20 protein-coding genes and 1 tRNA gene are annotated in these 26,183 nt (G+C 68.6%); 6 read left to right on the forward strand and 15 right to left on the reverse strand.

The window, feature by feature from the left end; all coding sequences use genetic code 11:
- Positions 1-115 precede the first annotated feature (115 nt).
- On the forward strand, positions 116-1,417 hold the full coding sequence (locus UA74_RS00290) for an alginate O-acetyltransferase AlgX-related protein (protein ID WP_075737853.1): 1,302 nt from the start codon (positions 116-118) through the stop codon (positions 1,415-1,417).
- On the opposite strand, the gene UA74_RS00295 is transcribed toward UA74_RS00290, so the two are convergent.
- The 5 genes from UA74_RS00295 to UA74_RS00315 form a co-directional block, all read right to left on the reverse strand.
- Positions 1,383-2,843 (reverse strand): acyltransferase family protein, encoded by a 1,461-nt coding sequence (locus tag UA74_RS00295; protein WP_075737855.1) that lies wholly within the window; start codon positions 2,841-2,843, stop codon positions 1,383-1,385. The genes UA74_RS00290 and UA74_RS00295 overlap by 35 nt on opposite strands.
- A 133-nt stretch (positions 2,844-2,976) precedes the next feature.
- The gene (locus UA74_RS00300; RefSeq protein ID WP_075737857.1) at positions 2,977-4,098 is read right to left on the reverse strand and encodes a hypothetical protein; all 1,122 of its coding nucleotides are present in this window, start codon (positions 4,096-4,098) and stop codon (positions 2,977-2,979) included.
- 4 nt (positions 4,099-4,102) lie between these two features.
- Positions 4,103-7,858: an FkbM family methyltransferase gene (locus UA74_RS00305; protein WP_075737859.1), complete on the reverse strand. Its 3,756-nt coding sequence runs from the start codon at positions 7,856-7,858 to the stop codon at positions 4,103-4,105.
- Positions 7,851-9,074 (reverse strand): P-loop NTPase family protein, encoded by a 1,224-nt coding sequence (locus UA74_RS00310; RefSeq protein WP_075737861.1) that lies wholly within the window; start codon positions 9,072-9,074, stop codon positions 7,851-7,853. Before UA74_RS00310 ends, UA74_RS00305 begins: the two co-directional genes overlap by 8 nt.
- Before the next feature lie 281 nt (positions 9,075-9,355).
- A complete protein-coding gene (locus UA74_RS00315) occupies positions 9,356-10,900 on the reverse strand; it encodes a hypothetical protein (protein WP_075737863.1) in 1,545 nt (514 codons plus the stop codon).
- Between the two features lie 301 nt (positions 10,901-11,201).
- Here UA74_RS00315 and msrA point away from each other — a divergent pair, with 301 nt between their 5' ends.
- Positions 11,202-11,876, forward strand: a complete 675-nt coding sequence (gene msrA, locus UA74_RS00320) for a peptide-methionine (S)-S-oxide reductase MsrA (RefSeq protein ID WP_075737865.1) — start codon at positions 11,202-11,204, stop codon at positions 11,874-11,876.
- 116 nt (positions 11,877-11,992) lie between these two features.
- Here msrA and UA74_RS00325 read toward each other — a convergent pair whose 3' ends face one another.
- From UA74_RS00325 to UA74_RS00335, 3 genes are all read right to left on the reverse strand, one after another.
- Positions 11,993-12,253: a Txe/YoeB family addiction module toxin gene (locus tag UA74_RS00325; protein WP_075737867.1), complete on the reverse strand. Its 261-nt coding sequence runs from the start codon at positions 12,251-12,253 to the stop codon at positions 11,993-11,995.
- Positions 12,250-12,501, reverse strand: a complete 252-nt coding sequence (locus UA74_RS00330) for a type II toxin-antitoxin system Phd/YefM family antitoxin (protein ID WP_075737869.1) — start codon at positions 12,499-12,501, stop codon at positions 12,250-12,252. Before UA74_RS00330 ends, UA74_RS00325 begins: the two co-directional genes overlap by 4 nt.
- Before the next feature lie 183 nt (positions 12,502-12,684).
- Positions 12,685-13,470, reverse strand: coding sequence for a hypothetical protein (locus UA74_RS00335; protein ID WP_075763678.1), 786 nt, complete (start codon positions 13,468-13,470; stop codon positions 12,685-12,687).
- Positions 13,471-14,593: 1,123 nt separating this feature from the next.
- Here UA74_RS00335 and UA74_RS00345 point away from each other — a divergent pair.
- Positions 14,594-18,361: a S8 family serine peptidase gene (locus tag UA74_RS00345; protein ID WP_157433916.1), complete on the forward strand. Its 3,768-nt coding sequence runs from the start codon at positions 14,594-14,596 to the stop codon at positions 18,359-18,361.
- Positions 18,362-18,392: 31 nt separating this feature from the next.
- Here the strand turns inward: UA74_RS00345 and UA74_RS00350 are convergent, their stop codons facing one another.
- The 3 genes from UA74_RS00350 to UA74_RS00360 all read right to left on the reverse strand — a co-directional run bounded on the left by UA74_RS00350 (position 18,393) and on the right by UA74_RS00360 (position 20,230).
- A complete protein-coding gene (locus tag UA74_RS00350) occupies positions 18,393-19,511 on the reverse strand; it encodes an acyltransferase family protein (protein ID WP_075737877.1) in 1,119 nt (372 codons plus the stop codon).
- A 90-nt stretch (positions 19,512-19,601) separates the two neighbouring features.
- Positions 19,602-19,673: transfer RNA gene (locus tag UA74_RS00355), tRNA-Gly, on the reverse strand.
- Positions 19,674-19,762: 89 nt separating this feature from the next.
- A complete protein-coding gene (locus UA74_RS00360; protein WP_318533280.1) occupies positions 19,763-20,230 on the reverse strand; it encodes a PPOX class F420-dependent oxidoreductase in 468 nt (155 codons plus the stop codon).
- Positions 20,231-20,397: 167 nt separating this feature from the next.
- On the opposite strand from UA74_RS00360, the gene UA74_RS00365 reads away from it, so the two are divergent.
- On the forward strand, positions 20,398-20,841 hold the full coding sequence (locus UA74_RS00365; protein ID WP_075737879.1) for a DUF983 domain-containing protein: 444 nt from the start codon (positions 20,398-20,400) through the stop codon (positions 20,839-20,841).
- Positions 20,842-21,066: 225 nt separating this feature from the next.
- Positions 21,067-21,930: a DNA-formamidopyrimidine glycosylase family protein gene (locus tag UA74_RS00370; RefSeq protein ID WP_075743244.1), complete on the forward strand. Its 864-nt coding sequence runs from the start codon at positions 21,067-21,069 to the stop codon at positions 21,928-21,930.
- A 307-nt stretch (positions 21,931-22,237) separates the two neighbouring features.
- Here the strand turns inward: UA74_RS00370 and UA74_RS00375 are convergent, their stop codons facing one another.
- Positions 22,238-23,113, reverse strand: a complete 876-nt coding sequence (locus UA74_RS00375) for a DUF4328 domain-containing protein (RefSeq protein WP_198042888.1) — start codon at positions 23,111-23,113, stop codon at positions 22,238-22,240.
- Between the two features lie 37 nt (positions 23,114-23,150).
- Entirely contained in the window at positions 23,151-23,498 is a 348-nt protein-coding gene (locus UA74_RS00380; RefSeq protein WP_075743245.1) for a rhodanese-like domain-containing protein, read from the reverse strand.
- 106 nt (positions 23,499-23,604) lie between these two features.
- Here UA74_RS00380 and UA74_RS00385 point away from each other — a divergent pair, with 106 nt between their 5' ends.
- Positions 23,605-24,405, forward strand: coding sequence for an SAM-dependent methyltransferase (locus UA74_RS00385; RefSeq protein WP_075737883.1), 801 nt, complete (start codon positions 23,605-23,607; stop codon positions 24,403-24,405).
- Positions 24,406-24,726: 321 nt separating this feature from the next.
- On the opposite strand, the gene UA74_RS00390 is transcribed toward UA74_RS00385, so the two are convergent.
- Entirely contained in the window at positions 24,727-25,662 is a 936-nt protein-coding gene (locus UA74_RS00390; protein ID WP_075737885.1) for a hypothetical protein, read from the reverse strand.
- A complete protein-coding gene (locus UA74_RS00395) occupies positions 25,659-26,174 on the reverse strand; it encodes a SigE family RNA polymerase sigma factor (RefSeq protein ID WP_075737887.1) in 516 nt (171 codons plus the stop codon). The genes UA74_RS00390 and UA74_RS00395 overlap by 4 nt, the downstream gene beginning before the upstream one ends.
- Positions 26,175-26,183 lie beyond the last annotated feature (9 nt).

The raw sequence follows: 26,183 nt of genomic DNA on the forward strand, positions 1-26,183 counted from the left end.
CGACCACGGGCGGTTCATGGACACCGCCCGCCCCGACGTCCGCGAGAAGGCAGCGATCAGGATGGACGCGACCGAATCGACCGAACCGTTCCGAGTCCACCGTTAGGGTGTTGACATGTCCAGGCAGCGGAGCGATGAGACCGCGCCGATTCCTCGCGTGCGACTCCCCGAGGTCCACGAGGCATGGCTGCCTCGGGAGCACGACCTGTACCGCCCGCGCCACGGCGGCCGCCAACTCCTGGCGTTGCTGGCCGCCCTGCTCTTCTTCGGCGCCCCGGTGTTCAGCTACCTGTTCGGTGCCAGAGCGACCGAGATCGAGAACCGGGCGCTGGTCGACTTCCCGAACGTCATGCACGGCTGGGGCTTCTTCACCGAGTTCCCGCAATGGTCGATCGACTACCTGCCGTTCCGGCAGTCGGCCATCACCATCGCCGACGGTGTGAGCCACACGCTCTTCGGCGAGTCCGTGTCACTGGACGGCGCAGGGGACGACGCGGGCAGCGGCCCCATCGCGCCGAACGGCGGTGGTGATCGCAGGGTGGTCTATCCCAAGGCGATCGAGGGCCTGGACGACTGGATGTACCTCGGCGCCGACGTCGACAGCAGGTGCAACAGCGAGCGCTCGCTCGACGAGGTGATCGACGCGGTGCAACGACTCAGGACGGGCATCGAGGCATCGGGCCGGGAGTTCGTCCTGGTGATCGCACCGGACAAGACGACGATGGTTCCGGAGAACCTGCCTGCCGACTATGCGGGCCGGGACTGCTCGACCGAGGTCGGCGCCGAGTTCTGGGAGCGGATCCCCGCCGAGACGGGAGCGATCGACCTTCGTACGCCGTTGGCGGAGGCTGGCGATGCCCTGGGCCGCCCCGCCTATTACCCACTCGACTCGCATTGGATGGACGAGGGTGCCATCACGATGCTGACGAGCGTGGCCGAACACCTTCGTCCGGGGTCCACGGCCGCAGTCACCACCACCGAGGACGCGCTCTGGCACAGCGACGCCGATCTGCCCGTGCTCGTCGGGCGGCATGCCGAGCGCGCCGGGATGACCTATCGGATCCGACCGGACGGCGTCACGGACAACACCCACGGGCTGAACTACAACCTCGACCAGCCGGAGCACTTCGGCATCGGGCCGCTCGCGGGCATGGTCACCGAGCGAACTGCGATCATCGGTGACTCGTTCCTCGCTGCGGCCAGCCGTTACGTCTCCGGATTCTTCAGCGACGTGACCTTGCAGTACTACGGAACGCTGAGTGACGACCCTGACTCGGTGATCCAGATGCTCGTTGAGCAGGACGTGATCGTCATCGAGGTCGTCGAACGCAACCTGGTCGGCGGCACCGCACCGTTCCTGGACAGCGCGACGATCGGTCGCATCAACGCGGAGTTGGCTCGGAACCCGATCTCCTGACCGCTGCGGTCCCCTCGTCGGCGTCCCGGCGGGACGCCCGGCGGTCGCGACGACGTTCCCACCTTCGATGCAGTCGTACGGGCGGCATCTCGACGCAGCGGTGCAGGAGTTCCGTGGCGACCACCACGGCGGTCATCGAGACGAGGATCGCCAGGCCGGGACCGAATCGCGGAGTCATCAGGCCCATGATCGGATAGATGCAGGCGGTGTGGACCAGGTAGACACTGTAGGACCGTTTCGACAGCGCCGAGATCATCGGCGCGGTCGCCAGGCGCCCGCTGCTGTTCATCACCAGCATGACCACCAGGACCAGCAGGAGCAGAGTGCGAGTGTGTGCGACGCCGGTGGTGATGTAGTCCTGGAGCAGGTCGGCGCTGAGGAACAGCCCGAAGTGCGCCAGGCCGAGGCCGACGGCGGCCGGAAGCGGGATGCGTCGGGAGTAGGCGAGCGCGATGAGCTGGCCGATGAACAGTACCGGCAGGTAGCTGGTGAACATCCCGATGCGAAAGGCGATGATGCCCTCGTGCGCCGCCGCCCAGGACTGGGCGACCGAGATCAGCGCCGCCCCCAGCAGCGGCGGAAGCCACGCCCACCGACGTAACAACGGGATCGTGCAGGCGATGTAGGTGTAGAAGAGCAGCTGCACGACCAAGGTCCAGGTGACGCCGAGCAGGACCACCGAAGGCTGTTGGAAGTAAGTCGTCAGCGTCAGGTTCGTGAGGATATCGGCGGGTCCGCCCGTCGAATCGCCCTCCGGGCTGACCAGTTCGGCCTGTACCAGGAAGTACATCGCGATGGTCACCAGCCACATCGCGGGCAGGATGCGCACCAGTCGCCGTGCCAAGAACCGGGTCGGCGACTCACGATCGGCGACCCTCGTGATCACGATGCCGCTGATCAGTAGGAATGAGCCGACACCGACGAAGGACAGGTTCAGGTTGAGATTCAACGGGGTGGTGAGTCCGCGATGCACGATGGTGTGACCGGGCCACAGGATCTCGTTGGACCCCAGCCAGATCGCGAGATGGGTGTACACCACGGCGACGGCCATGAGCACGCGGAGCAGATCAAGCCCGGCGTGGTAGTCCTTTCGCCGCGAGCGCGGGGTCGGCACCGCTTCGGCGCGGGCCTTCCCATCGCCCTCGTCGGCACCGTTCTGGTCGGTACGTGCCCTGCCGGTTCCGGCCAGGGCGGGGATCACCTCGGTGATCGCGTCGTCGTCGATGCCACCGCCTCGGGCGCGTCCCGGCCGGGTGCCCGCGCTGACGGCCTGTCGTCGAGGACCCGAACTCGGGGCTCGTACCGGAGGTGTGCCGGGCGTACGCGCGTCGACGACGCGGGGGATCGCCTCGGTGATCGCGTCATCGGGACGTGCCCGAGGTGCTCGGCTCCCCTCGTCGCGCGCCTGGCCTGGCCGGGCGGTCATGTCGGCGCTCCCTCAACGGTGAGACCGGCCCGGCGCAGACGAGGCCTCCTGAGCCTCGACACCGGGGACGGCTGCGGACATCGGCGCGGTGGCGATCGCAGCCGTCTGCCCGCTGCGTGAATGATCTCGCCGATCATGACCCTCCCGACAGCCGGCCTCGGTCGAGGAGTCGTCGCAGGCTGGTCTCGATGAACCGGTGATACCCGTCCGCCGCCGCCAGGGTCGCTCCCACGCCGATCGCCACGGCCACGACGGCGGGCAGGGTGGCCAGCGCGGACTGGCTTGCCCACCCGATCGTCGGAGTGAACAGCAGCAACGCATGACGGCGGTCGAAGAACCAGCGGAACACTCCGTGCTCGCCGAATCTCGGCGGATGCGTGAGCAGCAGCAGGAAGAGCAGCACCGCGAAGACGGCACTCAACGGGTACCACCAGTGCAGCAGTTCGCGGTAGGAATGCTCTGCCCAGGCCATCACCTGGAAGGTGGTCATGCCCAGCAGCACGCCGAGCCAGAGCGGGACGGTGGAGTATCGGACTGACCAGGCGATCTGGCCGATGATCAGCACCGGCAGCAGGAACGCCAGCAGGCCGAGTGACCGCAGCGGTCCCTCGGGGGTGCCCACCCCGATGAACACCGGCACGGCGCACAGAAGGATCTGCCCGAGGATTGCCCACGCCGGATGGAGCCGGGCGAGGGGGCGACACAGCACGGCGACGATGAGGAACACCAGCACCGAGGTCAGCACCGCCACGAAGGGCACGGCCTCGACCGAGGCCGTCACCGGCGCGATCAGCAGCGCGGCCGCGAGGAGACTGCCGCCGTCCGGATCGGCACCCGCAGGCGCCGTGTAGACCTCCCCGCCTGCCAGGACGACCAGGAAGGCGATGCCCGCAGCGAGGGCGGCGAGGGCATAGAAGGTGACGAGCATGCGCGCCGCGAGACGCCCGAGTGACTCCAGGTCCAACGAACGCCCGCCGAGGTAGCCCGCGATCAGCAGCAGCAGTGCGATGCCGACGAAACCGAAGTCGGAGCCGATGCCCAGCGGCTCGTTCACCCACCGCCGCAGCACGACGACGAGATCGAACGCCTCACCCTGTCGGTTCGGCCATAACGCGACGAGATAGCTGTACAGGACGAGGACGACGGCGACGGTGCCGAGAACGCTCAGCCCCGACGCGTCTCGGGCCGTCGTCGCCGTCCGTTCAGTCCGCTCCGAGACGGGTCCGGTCTTGGACTGAGTCTCCGCCGCCGTCATCAGATCAGGACGCCGACGGGTCCAGCCACAGCGTCGAGAACCCCGTGGCGCTGCCGCGCGCGTCGTCGATGATCATCGCGTCGTCGGGGAGCGCCTCTCCCGCGACGTCGCGAATCCGATAGCCCAGCTCTCGATACTCGGCGAGCACCGATTTCGGGTCGTCCGTCAACTCCTCGATCTGCTCCGGGCAGAACTCACAGACGACATGCGGCCGGTCGCGGGTCAGGATGTCCCGAAGCCCCGCGAGCGCCCGATGATCCCGGCCCTGAAGATCCACCTTGATCAACGAGATCCGTGCCTCGATCACCTCTGCCTGCGAGCCGAGCGCCACGGCGGGCACCGTCAGCGAATGGTTCTCCGCCCACTCGCTGACCCGGAAGTCACCGCTGTTGTCGGCGTCGGCGGCGAGCAGGGACAGCTTCGTCGAGGTGTCCCAGGCGGCGACCGGGAGCACCACCACACGTTCGGCCGCAGAGGGCGCGAGATTCGCGCTGATGTTGCGGCGCAGGTACTCGACCGTGTCGGGGTTGGCCTCGACGGCGATCACCCGATGCTGCGGGTACTGCGTGAGCAGGCGCAACGAGTGGTAGCCGACGTGCGCGCCGACGTCGAGGAAGGTGCCCTCACCCGCCAGCCGAGCGATCAGTCGGGCCTCGTCCAGCTCCCAGCTTCGGTGATACCGAATCCAGGGCAGGACGACCTCGTCCGTCGGCATCAGCAGCGCGCCCGCATCGCAGACCACGACCTCCGACCCCGTCGGGACGGCACTGTGCCTGGCCGAGATGAGCGCGTGCAAGGCGTCGAGGTCACGCTGAGCCTGGGCCAGTTCGACGTCGAGGTGATCCGCGCGACGGTCGCGCTCGGCGAACATGGTGAACGACTGCTCGCCCGTCTCGTCGACACGCCTATGCAGTCCTTGCAGTTCAGCGGAGTGCCCGGCCTGGGTAGAGCCGAGGGCGAGACGCTCCTCCTCGGACCGCTGCGCCTGCTCGTCCAGCCTGGTCTCCAGCTTGCGCAACACGTCGTCGTGACCGCGCAGCGCCGTGCCGAGTCGGTTCGCGACGGCTCGTACCTCGGACTTCACGTCCTCGTCGCCGACGATCTGCCGCTGGTGGAGTTCGGTCAGCTGGGACGTGATGCCGTCGATGCGATCATGCGCGGCCTGCAGGCTGCTCTCCACACCGTCGGTGACGGCGCCGAGGACTCGACGCTGATGGACGTCGTAGTGATCGACTGCGCGCAGCACCGCGCGCCGAAGTGCAGGCGCCAGCGGATTCCGTGACGGCATCTCCGTGTCGGCTCGCCAACGCAGGGCCTCTCTAGCCCGGTGCAGCGGCTCCATCGGACCAGGTTCCCGCTCCTGGGTCGGCTGCGCAGTGCCCGAGCCTCGGCCGCGCCACGTGGCGTAGGCGCGCTCGAGCTGCTCCCGCATCCAGGTCGCGGTGGTGTCGAGACTTCTGGTCGCCAGCAGGTGCGCGCGGGCGGCCACTCCGCGGCGGCGGGCCTCCTCCGGGTCGTCCACCACCTCGCGCATCGCCTCGGCCGCAGCGTCCAGGTCGGGCTCGGCCCAGATCGCTGAGGCATGATAGGGCTCGCAGCGCTCGCCGACCGGGACCGTGGTGAACGGAATCGGCCACCCGGTCTCCGCCGTCATGAACTCGGTCGTGCTCGAGTAGTCGGTGGAGATCGTCGGGAGTTCCAGCATCATCGCCTCGGCGACGGTCAGCCCGAAGCCCTCGCTGCGATGCAGCGACACGTAGCAGTCGCTGTCGGCGTACAGGGCGCGCAACTCGGCGACCGACAGGTAGCGCTCCAGCAGATCGATCCGCGCATCGGCACCCGCCAGGGAACGCAGCCGTTCGGCCGCCTCCGGGTGGAGCGCGCCGTTGATCGCCTTGATCGTGAGCCGGACGTCCTGTCGATCGGGGAAGGCACGCTGGAATGCCGTGACCAGGCCCCAGGGGTTCTTCCGCTCACCGACGCTGTTGAAGTCGAAGGCGAAGAGGAACCGAACAGGTTCGCCCTCCTCACGATCCCGCCGGATCGGAGCACCGGTGTCGCGCACCGGAACCGGGATCGTGTGCACTGGGACGGGGGAGTGTCGGGCGATGGCCTCTCGACAGAAGTCGCTCACCGTCCAGATCTCGTCGACCATTCCGAAGGAGGCATGCAGAGATTCCGGAAAGTCCTCCAACTCCCAGGCCCACAGACCGATGCGATAACGGTCGCGCACCGCGTTGGGATGGGTCGCGCTCACCGCCGGAATCTGATCGGCGTTGACGCAGATCAGACTGACCGGGAATCGCGGATCGCCCAGGGTCTCCGGTGCGTCCAGGTCGGTCCGGTTCGAGACGAGCTCGTCCTCGACGACCGCGGCGATCGGGACGTCGGCGCGACGGATCGCTTCGTGCACGATCCTGGCCATCTCACCGAGCCCGAGTTCAGCCGTCAGGTAGCCGAGCAGGTTGACGCCGAACCGGTCCAGGGGAGCGCTCGTCTTGGGCGAACTGGTGGGCAGCGCCCACTCGGCGATCTGCTTCTCCTTGGTGCCGGAGTTCAGACACCAGTGCCGGTAGCCCTCGGCGTCGGCGCCCCACGGCTGGGGGAAGGCCACCTGAAGGTCGGGCCGGGACTGCCAGACGGCCATCGTCCATCTGCTCAGCCCCGCCGAGGCCTGCTGTGCATCCTCCGGCGCCGTCAGCCAGTCCCGGAACGCCTTGCCGCCGTCGACGCCGAATGCATGCGGCGGAGCGGGCGGCAGCGGTTTGCGGCTCGGCGTGCCGGTGGCGCGCTCCGACTTGATCCAGCCCGCGCGGAACACCCGGCGCATGACCGGCGTGATCCGTGCCCCGTCGCCGAGCGTGTTGTAGCGATAGGGCACCGACTCCACCGAATCGGCGTAACCGGCGGCCAGCAGCGCCTGTCCGTAACCGTCGCAGAGGGCCCGCAGCGCGGGGTGATCAGAGAGCAGGGTGCGGGGCTTGCGTGCGCAGTGAAAGGTCAGCAGCCAGGGCTTCTCCGGTCGGTAACCGCTGAAGTGGAAGAACCGCAGCGGTCTGCCTGCTGCGGTGTATCCCCCATCGGGGCCCTGTTCGATCGGCCGCTGCCAGACGTTCCAGTACGCCACGTTGAGACCGGGATCGCGCCAGATGTGGTGCGGGAACAGCGCGGGCGCCTGATCCACCCAGCGCTGATCGGTGAAGAGCTGCTTCTCGGGAGCCGCGATGGCATCGTGTCGCAGGCGGGAGGCCCAGAAGTCCAGGAACCCCTCCGAACCCGCGCCGACGGCGATGAAGCCGAGGTTGTAGATCCCGGTGCCCATGATCACCGCATCGTCGGGCTCCAGGCCGTCCTGGGGGATGGGCTCCAAGGTGTGCGGCGTGAGCACGATGGAATTCGACGCGGCGAGCTCGACCACCTCGCCGAACGGGCTGAACACCTGGATGTCCGGATCGAGGTACACGGCGACGTCGGCCCTCTGGCGGAGTGTGCGCAGCAGGTAGGGCTTGACCGCGGTCGCCAGCTCCATGACCGTGTACGAGGTGGCCATCCGCAGATAGTCCTCGTCGTCGATGCCGAACCAGTCCGGGCCGACGATGGTCGCGTGCTCGTCCTGCTCCTCGCCGGGTTCACGATCGATCACTGCGATCACGAAGCCGTGCTCGGGGTGATGCTCCCGGAACGACCGGGCTAGCACCCGCGCGGCGGGCAGATAGTTCTTCGCGACGATGGTGCAGGCCAGTGCCGTGAGTTCACTCATTGGGCACCTGGGACACCATCTGCTGCGTCAGGACCTCCTGGTGCTTGTCGCTGACTGCCTGCTCGCTAGGGCCGCTGACCTGGATTCGGACCAGCAGGTCATCGCTGACGTAGTGCGTGCGGACCATCGAATCCTCGTCCTCCGGGGCGGCCCGCCAGGCCTCGTTGACGCCGGGCACCCCGTCTCGGAGTTCCAGGCCGTAGTTCTCCTGCAACGTGGTGAGTTCGTCACGGCTTGCCGCTGCGGACTCCGCGTCGGCCATCTCGACGACGAAGACCACCACCTGGGTGCCGTCGTCGAAGTGGGAGACCAACGCGCGTGCATCGGCTGCGCCGCCCGTGGTGAAGACCCCGTCCTCGCCCTCGGTGAGGGTCTGGATGCTCTGGATGCCTGCGTAGTCGGCGATCTCCGCCTTGTCGAGCTCTTGCGCACCACCGATGTCGGCGGGCAGCAGCGGGTCGCGCGGCTCGCGCTCCTCCTCCGACGTGGGTGCGGTGGAGGGATCGGCGGTGTTGGTCTGGTCGGTGTCGCCGCCTGCCTGCGGGGAGCCGTCTCCTCGGCCCCAGAGCATCCAGGCGCCGAACGCGATGCCCGCCAGTACGACCACGGCCGCGATGATCGCCACGATCTTCGGCGCCTTGCCGCCGCCGTCGCTTTCGAAGGCCTCCGGCCCCTGCCGGATCCAGTTGTCCGAGGAGTTGCTCGCCATCGGGGGCAGATCCGAGCCGGCCCACGGCGGCTGGCTGTCGCCGCCCGCCCAGGGCGGCTGTGTCACGCCCGGGGGCGGCGCGTTGTAACCGCCCTGCGGGAAGCCGCCGGGCGGCGACTGCGGGGGCGGGCCTGCGGGATAGCCCTGCTGTGGATAGCCGCCCTGCGGTTGTTGTTGATTGAGGCCGCGTACGACCTGGGTTCGATCGGCGTCGCTCTGACCGCCCGCCTGGCCACCCGCCTGCTGGCGCCAGTCCTGCCGGACCACCTGTGTGGCATCGCTCGGAGGGGTGGCGCCGCCCTGCCGTTGATCGTTCTCTGAATTGGGGCCTATCAACTGAGTCGACTCCATCGACGAGGGGGCCTCGTGGCCGGTGCTCTGGGGGGTGCCTGTGACGCCCTGGCCGCCTGCCTGCAGCTGGTCACGGCGGGCGCGATATTCCTCGGCGGAGATCCGGCCCGTCGCGAGATCCGCGTCCAGCTTCTGCGCCTCTTCCTGCCAGGTCACCCTGACACCCCCTTTCCTCACACGTCAAGCATGCCTATTGTCCACACCCCACCAAACCCGCGATGAGGCCGCGATCGGGTGTCACCAATCTGTGATGAGCACCCGGTTAGAGGTGACTCTCAGTGCTTCAGTTCCAGTGCCGGGTAGCTGCATCGAGCCGATCCGGTGGTTCGTTCACTCCATGTCGCGCCGCGATGCGGGCGGACGTCACCGTTGTGGTGTCGAGACGACACGTGACGCAGCCCCAGGAGCGAACGCGATCAGTGAGAGCGGGACAGCCGTCAATTCTGCTCCAGCGCCTGCATGGTCTCATCGGCGAGGGTGCGGAACGCTGTATCGACCGGTTCGCCCTCGCCGTTCGTCGGCCCGGCCACGCCGATGCGGACCACGTACTCGCCCGAGACGTAGACGGCCCGATGGATGCTCTGTTCCTCGCCCACCTGCTCGAAGATCCGGACCTGGGCGGGAACCCCTTCCATCGCGACGGCCGAGAGTCCGAGTTCGGTCTGACCGAAGCTCAATGCCTCGGCGCCGGCCAGCGCCGCATCGGCCGTCGGGGCGACCCCGACGAGGACGCCGAACGCGTTGTCGCCGTCCACCGAACCACGGAAGAAGATCTCGGCGATGCCGTGATCGCCGAGTGCGGCGGCCTCGCTCTCGCCGAGCACCCCGGCATTCACCGCCGCTTCGCGGCTCATCGCCTCGGGATGCGGGGCAGGCGCGCCTGGCAGGACGGGGAAGTTCGGCTGGGCGTCGCCCGCCGGCGGCGGTGCAGCCTCGTCGCCCTGGCCCTGCGCCTGCCCCTGGGGCGGGACCGTCGCATCGCCTGCCCCGGAGCCGTCCTGGCTGAAGAACCAGAATGCGCCCGCCGCGAGCACCGCGACGACGACGATTGCGACCACCAGCATCGGCAGGAGTTTCCGCCGTGGTCGGGCGTTCTGCGCGTTGAAGACCTCCTCGGCGCGGCCCGCGTAGGGGCCCTGCCTGCTCGACTGATCGGGGCTCGGCAACGCCAGAGCCTCCTGGTCGCTCTGATGAACGCTGGGGTGGTCCTGCATGACCGCGCCGAGCCTGGCGCCCAGCGTCTGCGCCTGCGGTGCCCCGTCGGACGGTGCCGAGGGTCCTGTCGCCCGCACCTGGGGATCAACCGCGCCGGGCTGCCCGGGGGGCGGCGTCGTGGCGGGTGCGGTGGTGCCGGTCACGGGTGCTCCCGTCGTCACGTGGCCGGGGGCCGGGTGCTCCTGGACCTGCGTGGCCGGAGTGGGGTCTCCCGGAACCTGCGCCGACGCGGCGGCTGTCGTCGCGGACGATGAGTCGCCGGGCGTGGTCGGCTGCGCCGATACAGCGGCGTCGTTCTGGCTGGTCGCGCTCTCCTGCCCGGTCGTCTTCTGAGCAGGCGGCTGCGCTGCCGGGTCCTGCTGCGGCTGAACCTGTTCTGTCCGCGCCTGCTCGATCTGTTCCTGCTCAGCAGGGGCCGGTGCCTCGGCGGAGCGGTCCGCCTCGGGTGCGCTCGTGCCTGACGTGGCCGAGGCGGCGGCTGCGCTGCCCGCGAACGCCTGGGCGATGGACGCCGTGCCCGCGCCTGCCTTCGACGTCGTCGATGCCGCCTCCTGCGTGGGGGAACCCTGCGCGGCGGTCTGCGTGTCCGTCGAGAGTGCGGCGATCGGCTGATTGCGGAGCGTGAGCTGGGTGTCGAAGGGCGAGCCTGCTCTGCTGCCTGCCGCGATGGACAGGACCGCGTCTCGTTGATCCTGATGCTCGCTCTGCGAGATGTCGCCTGCAGCGAGAGCGGTATCGAGTCTGCGCAACTCGTCCTGCCAGGTCATGACTGTGCTCCTTCGCTGCTTCCACCGAACCTGTCTGTGAAACGGCCCGGGTTGTTCATCGCCTATTCAAACTTCGATATAAGCAACCGACGTCGTGATGTGATCGAGATCAAGGTGCCGCGGTTTGTCGGATCATCTTGTCCATCGGGTCGACAGTTGTCGAGAGACGATGTCGAGCCTTGCCCCTGCGCGGTCGGACCGGGGACGGCCGTCGGTCCGCCAAGAAGATCACAGCAGGTCAGGCCGGAGCAGGGCGCACGAGGGTGCCGGGAGGGGTGCAGACGGTGCGTACAGTGGTGGTATGGCGTTGTTCGGCGGAGCCAAGGGACGGATCGTGTCTTCTGACGAGGCGTTGCCGGGTCGTGACACTCCGTTGACGATCACTGGGCGACACACGGTGTTCCCGGATCGTCAGATCGCCGGGCCCTTCCCGGAAGGGCTGCAGACAGTCGTGTTCGGGATGGGTTGTTTCTGGGGCGCCGAACGGATCTTCTGGCAGACGAAGGGCGTCTGGTCGACCGCGGTCGGGTACGCAGGCGGCAGCACGCCGAATCCGACCTACGAAGAGGTCTGCAGCGGTCGTACCGGCCACACCGAGGTCGTTCTCGTCGTCTTCGACCCGGCGGTGATCTCCCTGCCCGATCTGTTGCGGGTGTTCTGGGAGGGCCACGACCCCACACAGGGCATGCGGCAGGGCAACGACGTCGGCACCCAGTACCGCTCGGCGGTCTACACCTCGGACGAGTCACAGCAGGCAGTGGCGACGGCGAGCCGCGACGAATACCAGCGCGCGCTCACGTCGGCGGGACACGGCTCCATCACCACGGAGATCGCGCCGCTCGCCGACTTCTACTACGCGGAGGATTACCACCAGCAGTACCTCAGCGACGCCAAGAACCCCGGCGGCTACTGCGGGATCGGGGGCACGGGTGTCGCCTGTCCGGTGGGGCTCGGCGGAGCCGGGGCGCAGCACTGACCCTAGGTCCGTGCGGCGGGGTCACTGCAGCCGCCGCCCGGGCGGTCCTGGTGGCCCGGGCAGCGGCAGAGCCAAGCCGGACCTCGGCAGCGTCGGCGAGGTCAGACCTGTCCTCATCACCTGCTGTAGTGGTAACGGCAGGCCGCGATTCGGATCTCGTCGTCGGCGATCCGGTAGACCAGTCGATGCTCCTCGGTGATCCGTCGCGACCAGTAACCGTGGAAGCCGTGCTTCAGCGGCTCCGGCTTTCCCATCCCCTCATTGCCGTGACGAGCTATGTCCTTGATCAGATCGTTGATCCGTTTGAGGACCTTGCGATCCTCGGTCTGCCACCAGAGGTAGTCGCCCCACGCCGACTCGTCCCAGACCAGCTTCATTCGGCGAGTTCGTGCTGCGTCCCGCCGCCCGACTCCAGCCGTTCGATGGCGGTGAGCAGGCGTCGCGCGTTCTCCGGGCTACGCAGGAGGTAAGCGGTCTCCTTGAGCGACTGGTAGTCGTCAAGGGAGACGATCACCACCGGGTCGTGGCCCGCGCGGGTGATCACGACCTCCTCGCGGTCTGCGACCACTGCATCGAGCGTCGCAGCGTAGTTTGCCCGAGACTCCGAGTAACTCATGGTCTTCATGAGCCCACCTCCTAGTATGTACAAGATAGCGTACGCCCGATGTGCTCGTGGTGCCAACGGCGCCACGAGCGGACGGTGGGCGGGGCCACACGGTGGCTGCGGCGAGCCCGGTGAGAGCGGCCTGCTCGTGCCGGTATCGAGAGAGTCGCTGATTTGCCCGACGGAAGCCGCGTCTTCTCTCCGTCAGGCCGTGCCCTCCAGGACGACGAAGAACTCGCCGATCTCGCTCTCGCAGGATGCCGTCACCCTGGACGGATGATCGTCGGGGTCCAGATCGACGCAGGTCCAGTCCGTGGCCTGCCCGCCGTCGTCGAACCGGGTGATCACCTCGCGGGCGGCGACGCAGCCGACCTGGTTCGCGGGCGCCGTGCCGTTGACCTCCGACGGCAGCCCCGCCTTCGTGACGAGCTGCCGCAGTTCGCCGTCGAGAACGGGCAGCCCGCCGCACTGGACGTCCTCGGCCGCTGGCTGGACGCGGTGCAGGATGCGGGTGGTCACGATGGTCAGGTTGACGTCGTCGTCCTGGCCGCAGAGCACTCCCTGGGTCGCCGCCGCCGTCGAGTCTGCCGCACACGTCCAGCCGTCGATCATGGCGCGTTGCCCGACACCGTGGGCGCCGCTTCGGTGGTATTCGTCGGCGATCAGTCGGGCCTCGGCACAGTCGACGCTGCGCCCGTCCTCATCCGCCAGCGCGGTGACGGCGAAGTCGGTGTCGTCCGGGGCGCGTACGGTCTCGCAGACCAGATCCGGGCCGGTGGGCCGCACTTCCACTGCTGGGCGCCGTGCCACCGGAACCGACGCCGACGCGCTGATCGACTCCATCGCGGAGTCGACCGGCAAGCTGCTGATCAGCTCGGCCGACGACCGTTGTTCGGAGTCCGGCTCGGCCGGCCCGAACTCTGCACAGGAAGCCGCCGTCAGGCAGCCCGCCGCCAGAATCGCGACTCGCCACCACATCCAGGTCGACATCGTGGTCTCCTCACTGATCGGGCATCGATCAGGTTAGAAGATAACCATCGGCGTCGGCGGGCCGTCTATGCGCGATTCGTCGCATCCCGGCGAGAATGTCAGTGAACCTGCAACCTCAGCTGCGGATTCTGCGTACTACCGGCAGTCCACGATCACCTTCGGTGATCGGGCGATCTGTCGGGAGTGTGCATGCAGGCAAGACGATCATCATGGAGGCCGCCACGGGTTGGCGGGAGGGGCGGTGTCCTCCTCCCCTTCCCGAACTCGATGGCGCAGCATGCGGAATCGACGCCGCCGTCGGGGTCTTCCCGGAACGCCGGGGACCCTCACGCTGGTCACCGATGACAGGGTCCCGATCCGCACTGGCGCCGACGAGTCCGTTCAGGTGCTCGGCGTCGAGCCGGGGCCGGGACGCGAGACCGTCGACTTTGGGGACCGATCGGTCGAACGCACCCGGAGTCGTCCTTCTCGGTGCTGGGATCGGATGCGGAGCATCAGCTGTCCGTGCGGGCGGATCGCGAGCTGGCCAGCCTGCGCGTGGGCACTGGTTACCGGGTTGACTGGGTCTTTCGAAGTGGTCCGGTCGACGGCGAGTCCGCGATGCTGCCGCTGATCGATCTTCGCTACGACCTGGCGTTGAGTCTGCGTCTCGTTGCGGGTGCATGCGGCCGACGAGGGTGCGGGCGACTCCTACACGGAGACTCTGATCGCGGCCTACGAGGTTCGCTGAGGTGAGGCGGGCGCCGGCATCACGGCTCGCCACCGCATCCGTACCGACACCCGGCCCGAGGGTCGGTCGGGCGTCCTTGATCAGTTCGTGACCGAGCCACAGGAGTGACGGCTGTTCGAGAACGTGCCGGCGGTCGATCGCTGACGGAGTCTCCCCCCGTCTCCGATTGCGGCGGGGTGGTGCAGGACAAGATTCGATCACGGAATAGTTGCTGATCAACGGCCTGGCTGTGGTCGATCTCCTCATCGGAAGGCCCGGCAGATCGGGCCGATGGACGGAGCCGTCGCCGCATCCGTCGAATCGGCAGTGCAACCTCGCTCTCTGTCGTTACGTGTGGTGACTGCAAGTTCGCGATCACGCCCTCGTGGTCGCGGCGATCAGTCAGGAGCTGATGTGCAGGGAAGACGATCAACTAGTCCGCCCGTGGTGGTGGGCACGGCCTGCGCCGTATTCCTGGGGTTGGCGGTGGCGGCATCTCCGACTGCGGTCGCGCAGGTTGACGGGCAGGCACCGAGCGCGGCGCCCGGTGGCACGCCGGGGGTCATCACCCTCGTCACTGGTGACACGGTCGCGGTTCGCACCGACCCGGACAAGTCCGTCCAGGTGACCGGCGTCGAGCCGGGGCCGGGGCGCGGCTCGATCGAGTTCACGCGGCTGGAGATGAACGGCGAGCATTTCGTCTATCCGTCGGATGCCCTCGGGCTGTTACGGGCAGATCGCTTGGATGAGGCGCTGTTCAACATCTCGCTGCTCGCCGAGCAGGGATTGCACGAGCCGGACGTCGACTCGGTCCCCTTGCTCTCTACCTCGGAGGCCGGGGTGAGCACCTTCTCTGCGGCACCTGTCTGGGCGGAGGTGACCCGGTCTTTCCCCGACCTGGGCGTGACCGCGTTGGCGGTCGAGAAGACCGAGGCGGCCGACTTCTGGAGCGAGTTGCTCGCAGCCGAGCCCCGGGCTGAGGAGTTCTCCGCCGCGGCGGGTCCGGTGGAGAAGGTCTGGCTGAATCAGCGGTTGCAGCCTTCGCTGGATGAGAGCGTCGGCCTGGTCGGCGCCCCGTCGGCGTGGGAGGCCGGGTTCAGTGGCGAGGGGGTGCGGGTGGCGGTGTTGGACACCGGATACGACCCGACTCATCCCGATCTCGTCGACAACGTGGCCGGGGCCGAGAATCTGATCGAGCCTGGGGCGGAGGTCACCGACCCCGTCGGGCACGGCACGCATGTCGCCGCGACGATCGCGGGTTCCGGTGCGGCGTCGGACGGCCGTTATCGGGGTGTCGCTCCGGATGCCGAGCTGCTGCACGGCAAGGTGTGCGAGCTCGACGGCTGCCCGACGGACGTCATCATCGCCGGGATGCAGTGGGCCGTCGATCAGCAGGCCTCGGTGATCAACCTGAGCCTCGGCAGCTACCCCTCGGACGGCACCGACCCGCTCTCGCAGGCCATCGACGACCTCACCGCATCCTCCGGTGCCCTGTTCGTGGTCGCGGCGGGCAACCGGGGAGGAGATTCCACCGTGGAAGCTCCCGGTGCGGCCGACTCTGCGTTGACGGTGGCGGCCTCGACCAAGCAGGACGAGCTCGCCGAGTTCTCCAGCCGGGGACCGCGGTTGATCGACTCGGCGGTGAAGCCAGACATCGCCGCTCCCGGAGAAGACATCACCGCCGCCAGGGCGGCGGGAACCGATCTCGGGGGGATCGTCGACGACCAGCATGCCAGGTTGTCGGGTACGTCGATGGCGACACCGCACGTGGCAGGTGCCGCCGCGATCTTGGCCCAGCAGCGCCCGGACTTCTCGGCAGCCGAGCTGAAGTCCGCCTTGATGAGTTCGGCACAGCCGTTGGACGACGTCTCCGTCTACGGGCAGGGCGCTGGGCGCCTCGACGTCGCTCGCGCGGTGGATCAGACGCTGCGTGCTCAGCCTGCTTCGTTGTCGATGGGCAAGGCATTGTCTCCCGTCGAGGAGGCCGAGCCGGTCACGATGCCGGTGACCCTGCACAACGACGACACCGAACCGGTCGAGCTGGCACTGAGCATCGAGGCGGCGGCCGATGCCGCACCCGCTCCGGAGGGCCTGTTCGACGTCGACGTCTCGACGATCACAGTTCCCGCGCAGGGTGTGGCGGAGGTGGATGTCACCGCAGACTTCGCCGCCTCGGCGGAGGCACCCGGACCGAAGGGCGCCAGACTGGTCGGTGCCGGGCCCGACGGTCAGACGATCCGGGTGGCCTTGGGTGCCGACATCGGACAGGACGAGGCACGGCTCGATTACACGGCGATCAACCGGGCGGGTGTGTCAGGTGACAATGTTCAGGCCATGGGCTTCGCGCAAAGCGTAGAAACCGGTGAAAGCTATACCATTGGAGGCCCTTACTCAAGCATTGTGGTGCCCAAGGGTCGATATCGTGTGGTTGCTCAGGTGACCGATGATCTGGTCCTGCCGAGCGGATCTTCGTACACAGAGGCGTTCACCTATCTGGCCCGAGAGGTGACGCTCGACGATCACTTCACCGTCACACTTGATGCGCGGGCTGGCGAGCCGGTCGAAACCGAGCTTGACGACCCAGAACTCCGACTCACTCCGCAGATGGTGCCATCCTTCGGCATCCGGTCGAAGGTCGGCGCTGCGCCGGCCTCCCTATCTGGGGCCATCCCCCACCCTGGGCGGGACTTCGTGGTCCCAGCCGAACCGCTCGACGGGCTCGGGATGTACTCCACCTCGCTGTGGGCGCGGCCAATGCTGACGGGCGCGACCACCGATCCAGAGCCACTGTCCGTCGAGCTGTCTGAATTGGTGGTGAGCGACCCCGCCGACCGGTTCATCGGCGAGCTGACCGCTCCCGTGATCGATGTCGGCGCAGCGGAGGACGTGGCCGAAGTGGAGGTGGCGGGAGCCATCGCGCTGCTCACTGTTCAGGGAGTCCCCGGCGAGGAGGTCGCGGCCCGGGTGACCGAGCTGATCGAGGCAGGCGCCGAGGGCGTTCTCTACAACGGATTCCAGGATGTCGAGTACGACTCGGCGTGGCAGGTGCCGGTTCTCCAGGTAGACGACTTTTTGGGGCTCCTGCGCGATCGGATCGCCGAGGGACCGACTGAGTTCACCATCATCGGCCGGGAGCAGGGGTCGGTTCGGTACCTGCTGCACGACGAGACCGAAGGCGTTGGCCTGCAAGGCATCACCTGGTCGCACCGGAAGGAGGACCTGACTCGGGTCCGCATGCGGGTACACGCGCCGGCCTCGGAGGGCGCCGCCGTGTCGGTGGCCTCTTTCGCGGACTTCGGTGATGGGCTGGTCGGGCTGGACTCTGTCGTCTACGCCCCTCTTGAACAGGGCCTCTACGTGACACCGGGCTTCGAATGGTTCCACAGCGCCCGGATCGGCACCGATGACGCGTACCAGCCTGTCGGCATTCACGAGACACTGCCGGCCCGGTATGAGGCGGGCGGCGACTATGAGGTCGATCTGCTTTCGGGCCCCTACGGCGTCGACCTGGGGGTGCCGCACCGGGACAGCGTGACCTACGAGCCCACGCCGTTCGTGGCCCGGACGGATGATGAGATTCGGATCGACCTGCCGGTGTTTCAGGCGAATTCGCCGAACGGATCGATCGGCGTCGTGGAATCCTGGGCCAATACCGGTGAGACGGTGTTGATCAGTGATGGCATCGAGAGCGGTCGATCGAACAGCCCCGGTATGGGCGTATTCGAGGTGCCTGCGCAGGATGCGGAGCACCGGCTCACGGTGCGGGCGGATCGCGAGCTGGCCGGTCTGCGCGTCGGTACCGGGTATCGGGGTGACTGGGTCTTTCGTAGTGGTCCGGTCGACGGCGAGTCCGAGGTGCTGCCGTTGATCGATCTTCGTTATGACATGGCATTGAGTCTGCTGCACACCGCGCAGGCTGGTGAAGACGTCACCTTCGGCGTCGCGGCCGGTTATCAGGCCGGCTCCACCGCCGACGCTGCCGGTGTTGCGGACTTGCGGGTCGAGTTCGCGACCGATGGCGAGGCCTGGCAGGAGGCCGTGGTCACCGAGGTGGATCAGGGCTGGACCGTGACGGTCCCCGGCCAGCAGGCGGGGCCTGTGTCGCTGCGTCTGCATGCGGCCGACGAGGGTGCGGGCAACTCCTACACGGAGACGCTGATCGCGGCCTACGAGGTTCGCTGAGGTGAGGCTGACGTCGTCTCGGCGGGGGTCCTCACGACCCTGCCGAGGCGGCGTCCGCCCGACGGGCGGCCCGGTCGCGTTCGCGGCGTCGATACCAGTCGTTCACCGGCAGCTCGACCAGTCGATAGAGCAGCTCCGCGCAGACTGCGGAGACCAGCACCGCCGCCAGGACTGCGACGCCTGCACCAACCCGCGGGCTGAGGGCCGCCAGCACCGCGAAGCCGACCGGCATGTGAATCAGGAAGATCGAGTACGTCCGCTTCGCCACCTCGCGCACCGCTCGCGACCGGGCCAGACCGCCGCTCGTGCCGAGCAGCAGGACCGTCAGCAGGATCATCATCAGCAGCGTCCGCTCGACCGGCTCGCCGTACGGGATGGTCTCGTGGTTGAGCCCTCCCCAGATGAAGAGCAGATAATGCCCGCCGCCCACGGCGAGACCTGCGGATGCCCGCAGCCGCCCGGAGCGCACCAGCGAGATGCACTGGCCGATGAACAGCACCGGCAGGAAGGTCGCCATCGTCCTGAGGTGGTTCAGCGTCGCGGTGGGCGTCTCCACCGTCAGCGCAAGCGCGATCGCGATGATCACTCCGGCGATGACCGGGCCGAGCCACGGTCGTCCGCGTCCCGGCCGGATCATCGCGGCCGTGAACAGATAGAAGCTGAACTGGAGGGTGAGTGTCCAGGCCACCGGGAGGACGACGTTCTGCTCGGTCAGGAAGTGGTTGGCCAGGGTCAGACTGCCGATGAGGGAGTTGCCGTTCGCCGTCATGTCGGGATTGCCGCCGGGGAAGAACCCCGCCAGCACCAGCAGCCAGCTGACCACCACGGCGATCCAGAACGCGGGGAGGAGTCGGAACGCCCGCCGCGCCAGAAACTGTCCCGGCGTCTCCTTCTCGGTGACATAGCTGATGACCAGGCCGCTGATCAGGAATAACGACGACAGGCCGACCATGCCGAGGTTCGGCAGGAGCCGGAGCGATGCCATCGTGTCGTTCACCGCGTCGCGGAAGTCGAGTGGGAGTCCGCGAGTCGCGGTCCAGTCCATGAAATGGCGATAGACGATGAACAATGCTGCGACGGCTCGTAAGACGTCCAGGCCGTAGAGGTATTGCCGCGTCGATGCCGGATTCGGGGACGGTGGAGTGCTCACCTGTAGATCCCTCCGGGCGCGGCATGCCTTTCATCTGTGCCCGCTGACGCGAAAGAGGCTCGATCGAATTCGATCGAGCCTCTTGTCACGAGCGGACGACGGGATTCGAACCCGCGACCCTCACCTTGGCAAGGTGATGCGCTACCACTGCGCCACGTCCGCACGATGTCCGCCTGCGGGGGTGAACCCCGTGTGGTGACAATACTCTAGCCCGCCCCGCACCGGACGTCTGCACCGGGTCGGTGATCGGCTCAGTCGTGGGCCTTCGGCCCCGCCCGGTCGACCGTGACCCGCAGAATCACCCGCTGCTGGGTGCGCATCGCCTCGCGATACTCGGCCCAGTCGGGGTGTTCGCCGGAGACCTGGCGGTAGTACTGCTCCAGCAGCGGCATCGCCTCCGGAAGTTCGAGGACCTCGGCTCGGCCGTCGATCTGGAGCCAGCCGCCGAAGAACTCGTCCGGCAGCACGCACAGCCAGACTCGGGCGTCGCGTCGGACGTTGCGGACCTTGTACGTCGTCCGCCGCGTGCTGATCAGCACACGGCCGTCCTCGTCGACGGCCGTGAGGACCGGAGACATCTGCGGGGTTCCGTCGGCCCGTGCGGTGGCCAGCACCGCCCGATGCTGCTCGCGAATCTTCGCCAGTGCGACCTCGTGCTCCACGTCGGCCTCCGTCTGCTCGTCGCCGCGCCAGAGCAGGCGCTGCTCATCCTCCTCCACCCTCTCAGATGAGAAGATCGGCGAGGCGGGTCTTCGAGGCCGCCGCGAGCGCTGGGCGAGTCGCTGCCGACGCGGTACGGTGGGTCTACGCACGGTAATCGACCCCGACTACTTCGTTGTCTCTTGGTGGTGGGTGGCCCCTGCCGCCACTGCCCGCTGGAGGCGGCATGAACAAGATGGTGCGCGGCGCCGACGGCCGGATGTGGAGCATCCAGGGCGAGATGGAGTGGACGCATCCTCTACAGCTCGACGAGTTCGAACACGACGTGAGTGGTGGTCGAGGTCCCGGCATCCTGTTGTCGATCGTGCTCGGTGTGCTCGTCCTCATCCTGCTCCTCTGGCAGCCGCCCGAGGTGATCGTCCCCGCGTGGCTGATCCTCGCGCTGTTCCTGGTCCTGATCTTCTTCCCGGCCCGGTGGGTGCTGCGCAGGCCGTGGACGCTGGTCGCCGAGACCCGGCCCGGCGCTGATGACGAGGAGCATCCGCAGGAACGGTGGGTGGGCGTGGTGCGCGGGGTGTTCCTGGTGCGCCAGGAGGCGGCGAAGATGGCCAGGCACATCGAGGTGTATTCCGAACCGGATCAGGACGGCACGCTGCAACCGGTCGACTGACCTGGTCGGTCTTCGGGTGCGGGCCGCCTCACTTCGCCTCCGTGCGACCGGCCCGCTCGGCCCGGTCGCCTGCGGTGGTGGGACTCGCTGCCGTCGAGCGCCTTCGCGCAGGCACCGCCCACCTCGCCGTCCTCGGGCTGCCTGGGGGCTCGCTCCGCACCGCCGTCGGTGCACCGCCCTGGTCATCGCCGGGTGCGCAGCGCCGGGTGGGCGCACACTGGGCAGGTGCCTGAGCTTCCGGAGATCGAGGCGATCGTCCACTACCTGCGGGAACATGCGGTCGGGCGGACGATCAACCGGGTCGACATCGCGTCGCTGGCGGCATTGAAGACGGCCGCGCCGCCGTGGACCGAGCTGCACGGCAGGCCGGTGCGGCAGGCCGACCGCCACGGGAAATTCCTCGATCTCGACTGCGACGGTCTGCACCTGGTGATCCACCTGGCGAGGGCGGGCTGGCTGCGCTGGGCGGACGTGCTCGCCGCCGCCCCGCCGAGGCCTGGTCGGGGTCCGCTGGCCGTCCGAGTCCACCTGGGCCCGCCGGGCAGCGGGCCGGGATTCGACCTCACCGAGGCCGGAACCAGGAAGGGACTCGCGGTCTGGGTGGTGCGCAGCCCGTCGGAGGTGCCGGGGATCGAGAATCTCGGGCCGGATGCGGCGACTCTCGACCAGCCGGGGCTGGCCGAGGTGCTGCGTGGACACACCGAGCGACTCAAGACCGTCTTGACCAGGCAGTCGATCCTGGCGGGACTGGGCAATGCCTACTCCGACGAGGTGATGCACGCTGCGCGGCTCTCGCCTTACGCGACAGCGGGCCGCCTGACGGCGGAGGAGATCGACCGGCTGCACGCCGCGCTGGAGATGGTGCTCTCCGACGCGGTACATCGCTCGATCGGTCTGGAGGCGGCCCGGCTCAAGAGCGAGAAGCGCTCCGGTCTGCGGGTTCACGGGCGTACGGGGCTGCCCTGCCCGATCTGCGGTGACACCGTGCGGGAGGTGTCCTTCGCCGACCGCTCGTTCCAGTACTGCCCTACTTGCCAGACCGGGGGGCGGACGCTCGCCGACCGGCGACGTTCGCGGTTCGTCAAATAGCGCGCGGCGGCGGGTGCGAGCCCTCCAGCCTGGATCGATGAGTTCGGTGCGCGGGCTCGCCACCGCCCGGCCTGGCTCGAAGGCGACCGGCAAGCCTGCGCAGACCGGGGACGGACGCCTCAACGGGCGATCGACGAGACGTCGCCTCCGAGCCGGTCTTTGATCCCTGCGCGGGGCCGGGCGTGGTGACCTGCGGCGGCGTCGTCGGTCACCATGCCGCCGTCATGGCAGCTCAGCCACGCCGATCCCCGCCCACGACGGAGCGGGATCGAAGACAACCTCTCCGGCGTGCGGAGCGCTTCCGCCGTCAGCGGACCTGACCGGGCTGTCGGGGCCTGCGCCTGCCGGACGATGCCGAGTCATCCTGGACTCGCACCACGTGAAAGCGAGCCGTGTTCCGTACGTCGATCGGGTCCAGGAAGCGCGACACCCGCCGGATCAGCCGAACGGAGAGCACCGCCACCGCTGCTGCGGTCAGATTCAGGGCCAGGTGCAGCAGGACGCCGTCGGCCATCGCCTGGGCGCCCTCGCGGAACCGCCAGAGGACGACGACGAGACCGAGCAGCAGGTTGATCGACCACACGGCCCACCAGAGCGCCACCAGTCGGGTCGGCCGAGGCCGCTCGTCCGGCGGTCGCAGGGCGGCGGTGTGCTCCAGCTCGGCCAGCACCGAACCGGGAACCACGAGGTTCATCCCCGGTATCAGAAAGCCGAGGGTCGCCTGCCACACGGGCCTGGACGGTCGGACCGCCGCCAACTCAGCGGCCGCCTCTCTGGCCCGGACGAGCCACAGCAGGCACGCGCCGAGGGCGCCGATGCTGAAGACGAGGGCCAGCAGCGCGCCGGTCTGTACTGCGGTGTCGGAGAGTCGCACCGTCTGTACGGTCAACGCCCCGCGCAGGCCCGCCGCCAACAACAGGTATCGCCAGGCCTCGGCGGCTGCGGCGAGCACCAGCAGCACCGCCGTCGCCCAGAGCATGCGGATCGCGGGCACCGCGACCAAGCGGGCACGGGTGCTCGCATCGAGGGTCGGTGTCGCCATGGTCGGCACCGAGGTCGGCGCGCGCCAGCCCAACAGCGGCAGGCCCCAGCGCGGCGGAGCGGGATAGGAGGGCGGTCCCTGGTACACCGACGGGGGCGCGGTTCGCCGCCGAGGGTGATCCTGATCGGGTGGGACGGCCACCCACCTCATGCGCTGCCCTGGTCGCGGGTGCACGCCGTCAGAGGATCTCTGCGTCGTTCCCGGACTCGGACACGACCGACCGGCCCTCCGCCGACCAGGCCTTCATTCCGCCGTCGACGTTCACCGCGTCCCACCCGTTCTGATTCAGGTAGGCGGTGGCTCGAGCGGATCGGCCGCCGGATCGGCACACCACGAAGACGTCGTTGTCCGAGGGCAGTTCACCGAGCCTGGCTCCGAGCTCGCCGAGCGGGATGTGCAGGGCGCCGGGCGCGTGACCTGCCTGCCACTCGTCGTCCTCTCGGACGTCGAGCAGGACGACGTCCGGGTTGGGCAGCTCGTCGGGAAGATTGCTGATCGCCACACTGGGCACCTGTACTGGTTGCACGAGTCGATGCTGCCACGAACCGGGGTCGGCGTGCTGTGAGACGGGTCTGCTCACCAGTGTCCGGTACGGCTCTTGTGGTCCGGGCAGTGTCGGCGACACTGGGCCGATGGAACCAACCCCGTTCGTCGGGCCGGATTTGACGACGCCGAATCCGACACGGATCTATGACTACTCGCTCGGCGGCGCGCACAACGTCGCCGCAGATCGGACAGTCGGCGACGCCATCATCGCGGCGACGCGGAACGGGCGGCAGGTGGCGCGGGCGAACCGTGACTTCATGCGACGTGCCGTGCGGCACTGCCTGACCGACGGGGTCACCCAGTTCCTCGACCTCGGTTCCGGCATCCCGTCGGTGGGCAACGTGCATGAGATCGCCAAGGCAGCCGACCCGTCGTCCCGCGTGGTGTACGTGGACAACGAGGCGGTGGCGGTCAGCCAGACGCGCGCGGTGCTGGCAGGCGTGGATCGCACGGCGATGGTGCAGGCGGATCTGCGGAACGCGGCCGCCGTCCTCGAGGCCGCCGAGACCCGCGGACTCATCGACTTCGATCGGCCGGTGGCCTTGATGACGGTCGCCGTCCTGCACTACCTCGGCCACGAGGAGGACGTGCTCGCGGTGCTGGCGCCGTACCACCGGCTGCTCGCGCCGGGCAGCTACTTCGTCGTCTCCCACGCGACCGCCGACGGACGCGAGGAGGAGGCGGCCGCCGTGGCCGCCCGCTTCGAGGCCACCACGCACCAGATCCACTATCGCAGCCGGACGGAGGTCCGGGAGCTGTTCGGCGGGTTCAGCCTGGTGGACCCGGGGGTGGTGTGGACCTCGGAATGGCGGCCGGACGACGACTCGGACGACGACACTCCGCCGAGCGACTCGGCCTGCTGGGCCGGGGTGGGACGCCTCGACTGAGGGGACGAGCACGGGGCGGGCTCGCCAGGCCTGCCCGACCCGTCCGTAGCCGTCGATGCCTGCGCAGGCACCTGGGGATCACGCGGGGGAGTGAAGGCTCAGGCCCACGCGGATCAGTGCTCGGCCGGCCGGCCACGTGGATCAAGACCTTGCAGTCGAGCAGCTGCTGATCGAACTCGGGGACGGCCTCGCGCGGCGAGACGGTGCAGACCGGTCGTCGCCGCGCCCTGCTGTGCTGAGATGGACGACGCCTGTCCTCCCCTCCAGGAAAGGGGAGGACAGGCGCGGCGCTGGAGATCCCGGCTCTGCCGGGCCCTCTGCTCAGCCCATTTCGGCCAGCGCGAGGCCCACCGCCGCCAGCTCCTCGGTGGTCAGCGGCACGACTCCCGTGCCCGCGTCCTCCGGGAGGCCCCCCATGGCGGGATCGTCGGCGGACGATTCGAAGTCGGTGCTGAGGTGGCCGTCGGCGTCGATCGAGACGGAGTAGTTCGCGGGGTGGAAGACGTCGACCCCCTGACTGGGGGAGTTCGCGTTGTAACCGCCGCTGACGACGCCGTAGATCTGCACCACCGTCCCGTCGTCCAGGGTCATCCGCTGAGCGACGACCTCGCACGACGGCGCTCGGCTGACCTTGTCCGCTGCCGCGCGGTCTGCCGCCTCCGTCGGACTGCCGTGGTGCGGCAGCGCCTCCAGGTAGATCGATCCGGGCGTCTCCGTGCCGACCAGGTCCATGTTGACCGCGACACGCGGCGACTGGTACTTCTCGCTGTACTCGGTCGTCGCGAACGTGATGGCAGGCTCGGACTCCGGCTGCTGGTCTACCAGCGCGGCCCGGAGCAGGGGCTCGATGACGCCGGCCGAGGGGATCTCCACCTGCGGGAGCGGACCCAGGTCGGCGGGAACCTCGTCCCCGTACTGGTCGAGCAGCGGGCATCCGTCGACCAGCGTCCAGCCCGGCAACGGCTCCACGGCAGCCTGTTCCCGCTGGGGTGATCGCTGGTAGTCCGTCTCCTCGCCGTTGCTCGCGGGTGTGAAGAGCCCGCCGCCGAAGCCCCCCGCCAGCACGGTGCTCAGTCCGATGCCTGCCACGACACCGGCGGCCCCGAGCAGCGTCGCACCGCGCCGGACCGCCGCCCGCCGCCTGCCCTGCCTCATCACCTGATCCACGCCGACCTTCGGCATCGGGGCAGGTCCGTCGACGCTGTCGCGCAGCGCCGCTCCCATCGCCTCCTCGTCGTCCCAGACGTTCTTTCTCACTGGATCCCTGCTTCCTGCGGCCGACCGGCCGACTCGTACGCCCGGCGCAGCGCATCCAGCCCGCGCGCGGTCTGACTCTTGACCGTCCCCGTGGAGCACTTCAGTGCCTGCGCCGTCTGCTCGACGGAGAGGTCCTGGACGAACCGCAGCACCAGGGTGGCGCGTTGCCGATACGGGACCCGTTGCAGCGCCGCGATCAACTCACGACGTTCGTCCCGGCCGCCGGGCTCGACATCAGGTCTGTCGGGCGGTTCGGCCACCGGCCGTTCTAGCTGCCTGCCACGCCTGCGGGCGTCGAGGAAGAGCCGCGTCATGGTCGTGCGCAGGTAACCGGACGCACTGTTCCTGCGGGCCCAGGACCATCGGGCATAGACCCGGACGAATGCCGCCTGGGCGATCTCCTCTGCCTCCGACCAGTCGCCGCACAGCGCGTACGCCGTTCGTCGTGCCGTGTCGAAGCGCGCCGTGAAGAACTCGGTGAAGTCCTCCACGTGCTCGTCGCGTCCGCGCACCGATCTCCT

The sequence above is a fragment of the Actinoalloteichus fjordicus genome (assembly GCF_001941625.1).
Taxonomy (GTDB): domain Bacteria; phylum Actinomycetota; class Actinomycetes; order Mycobacteriales; family Pseudonocardiaceae; genus Actinoalloteichus_A; species Actinoalloteichus_A fjordicus.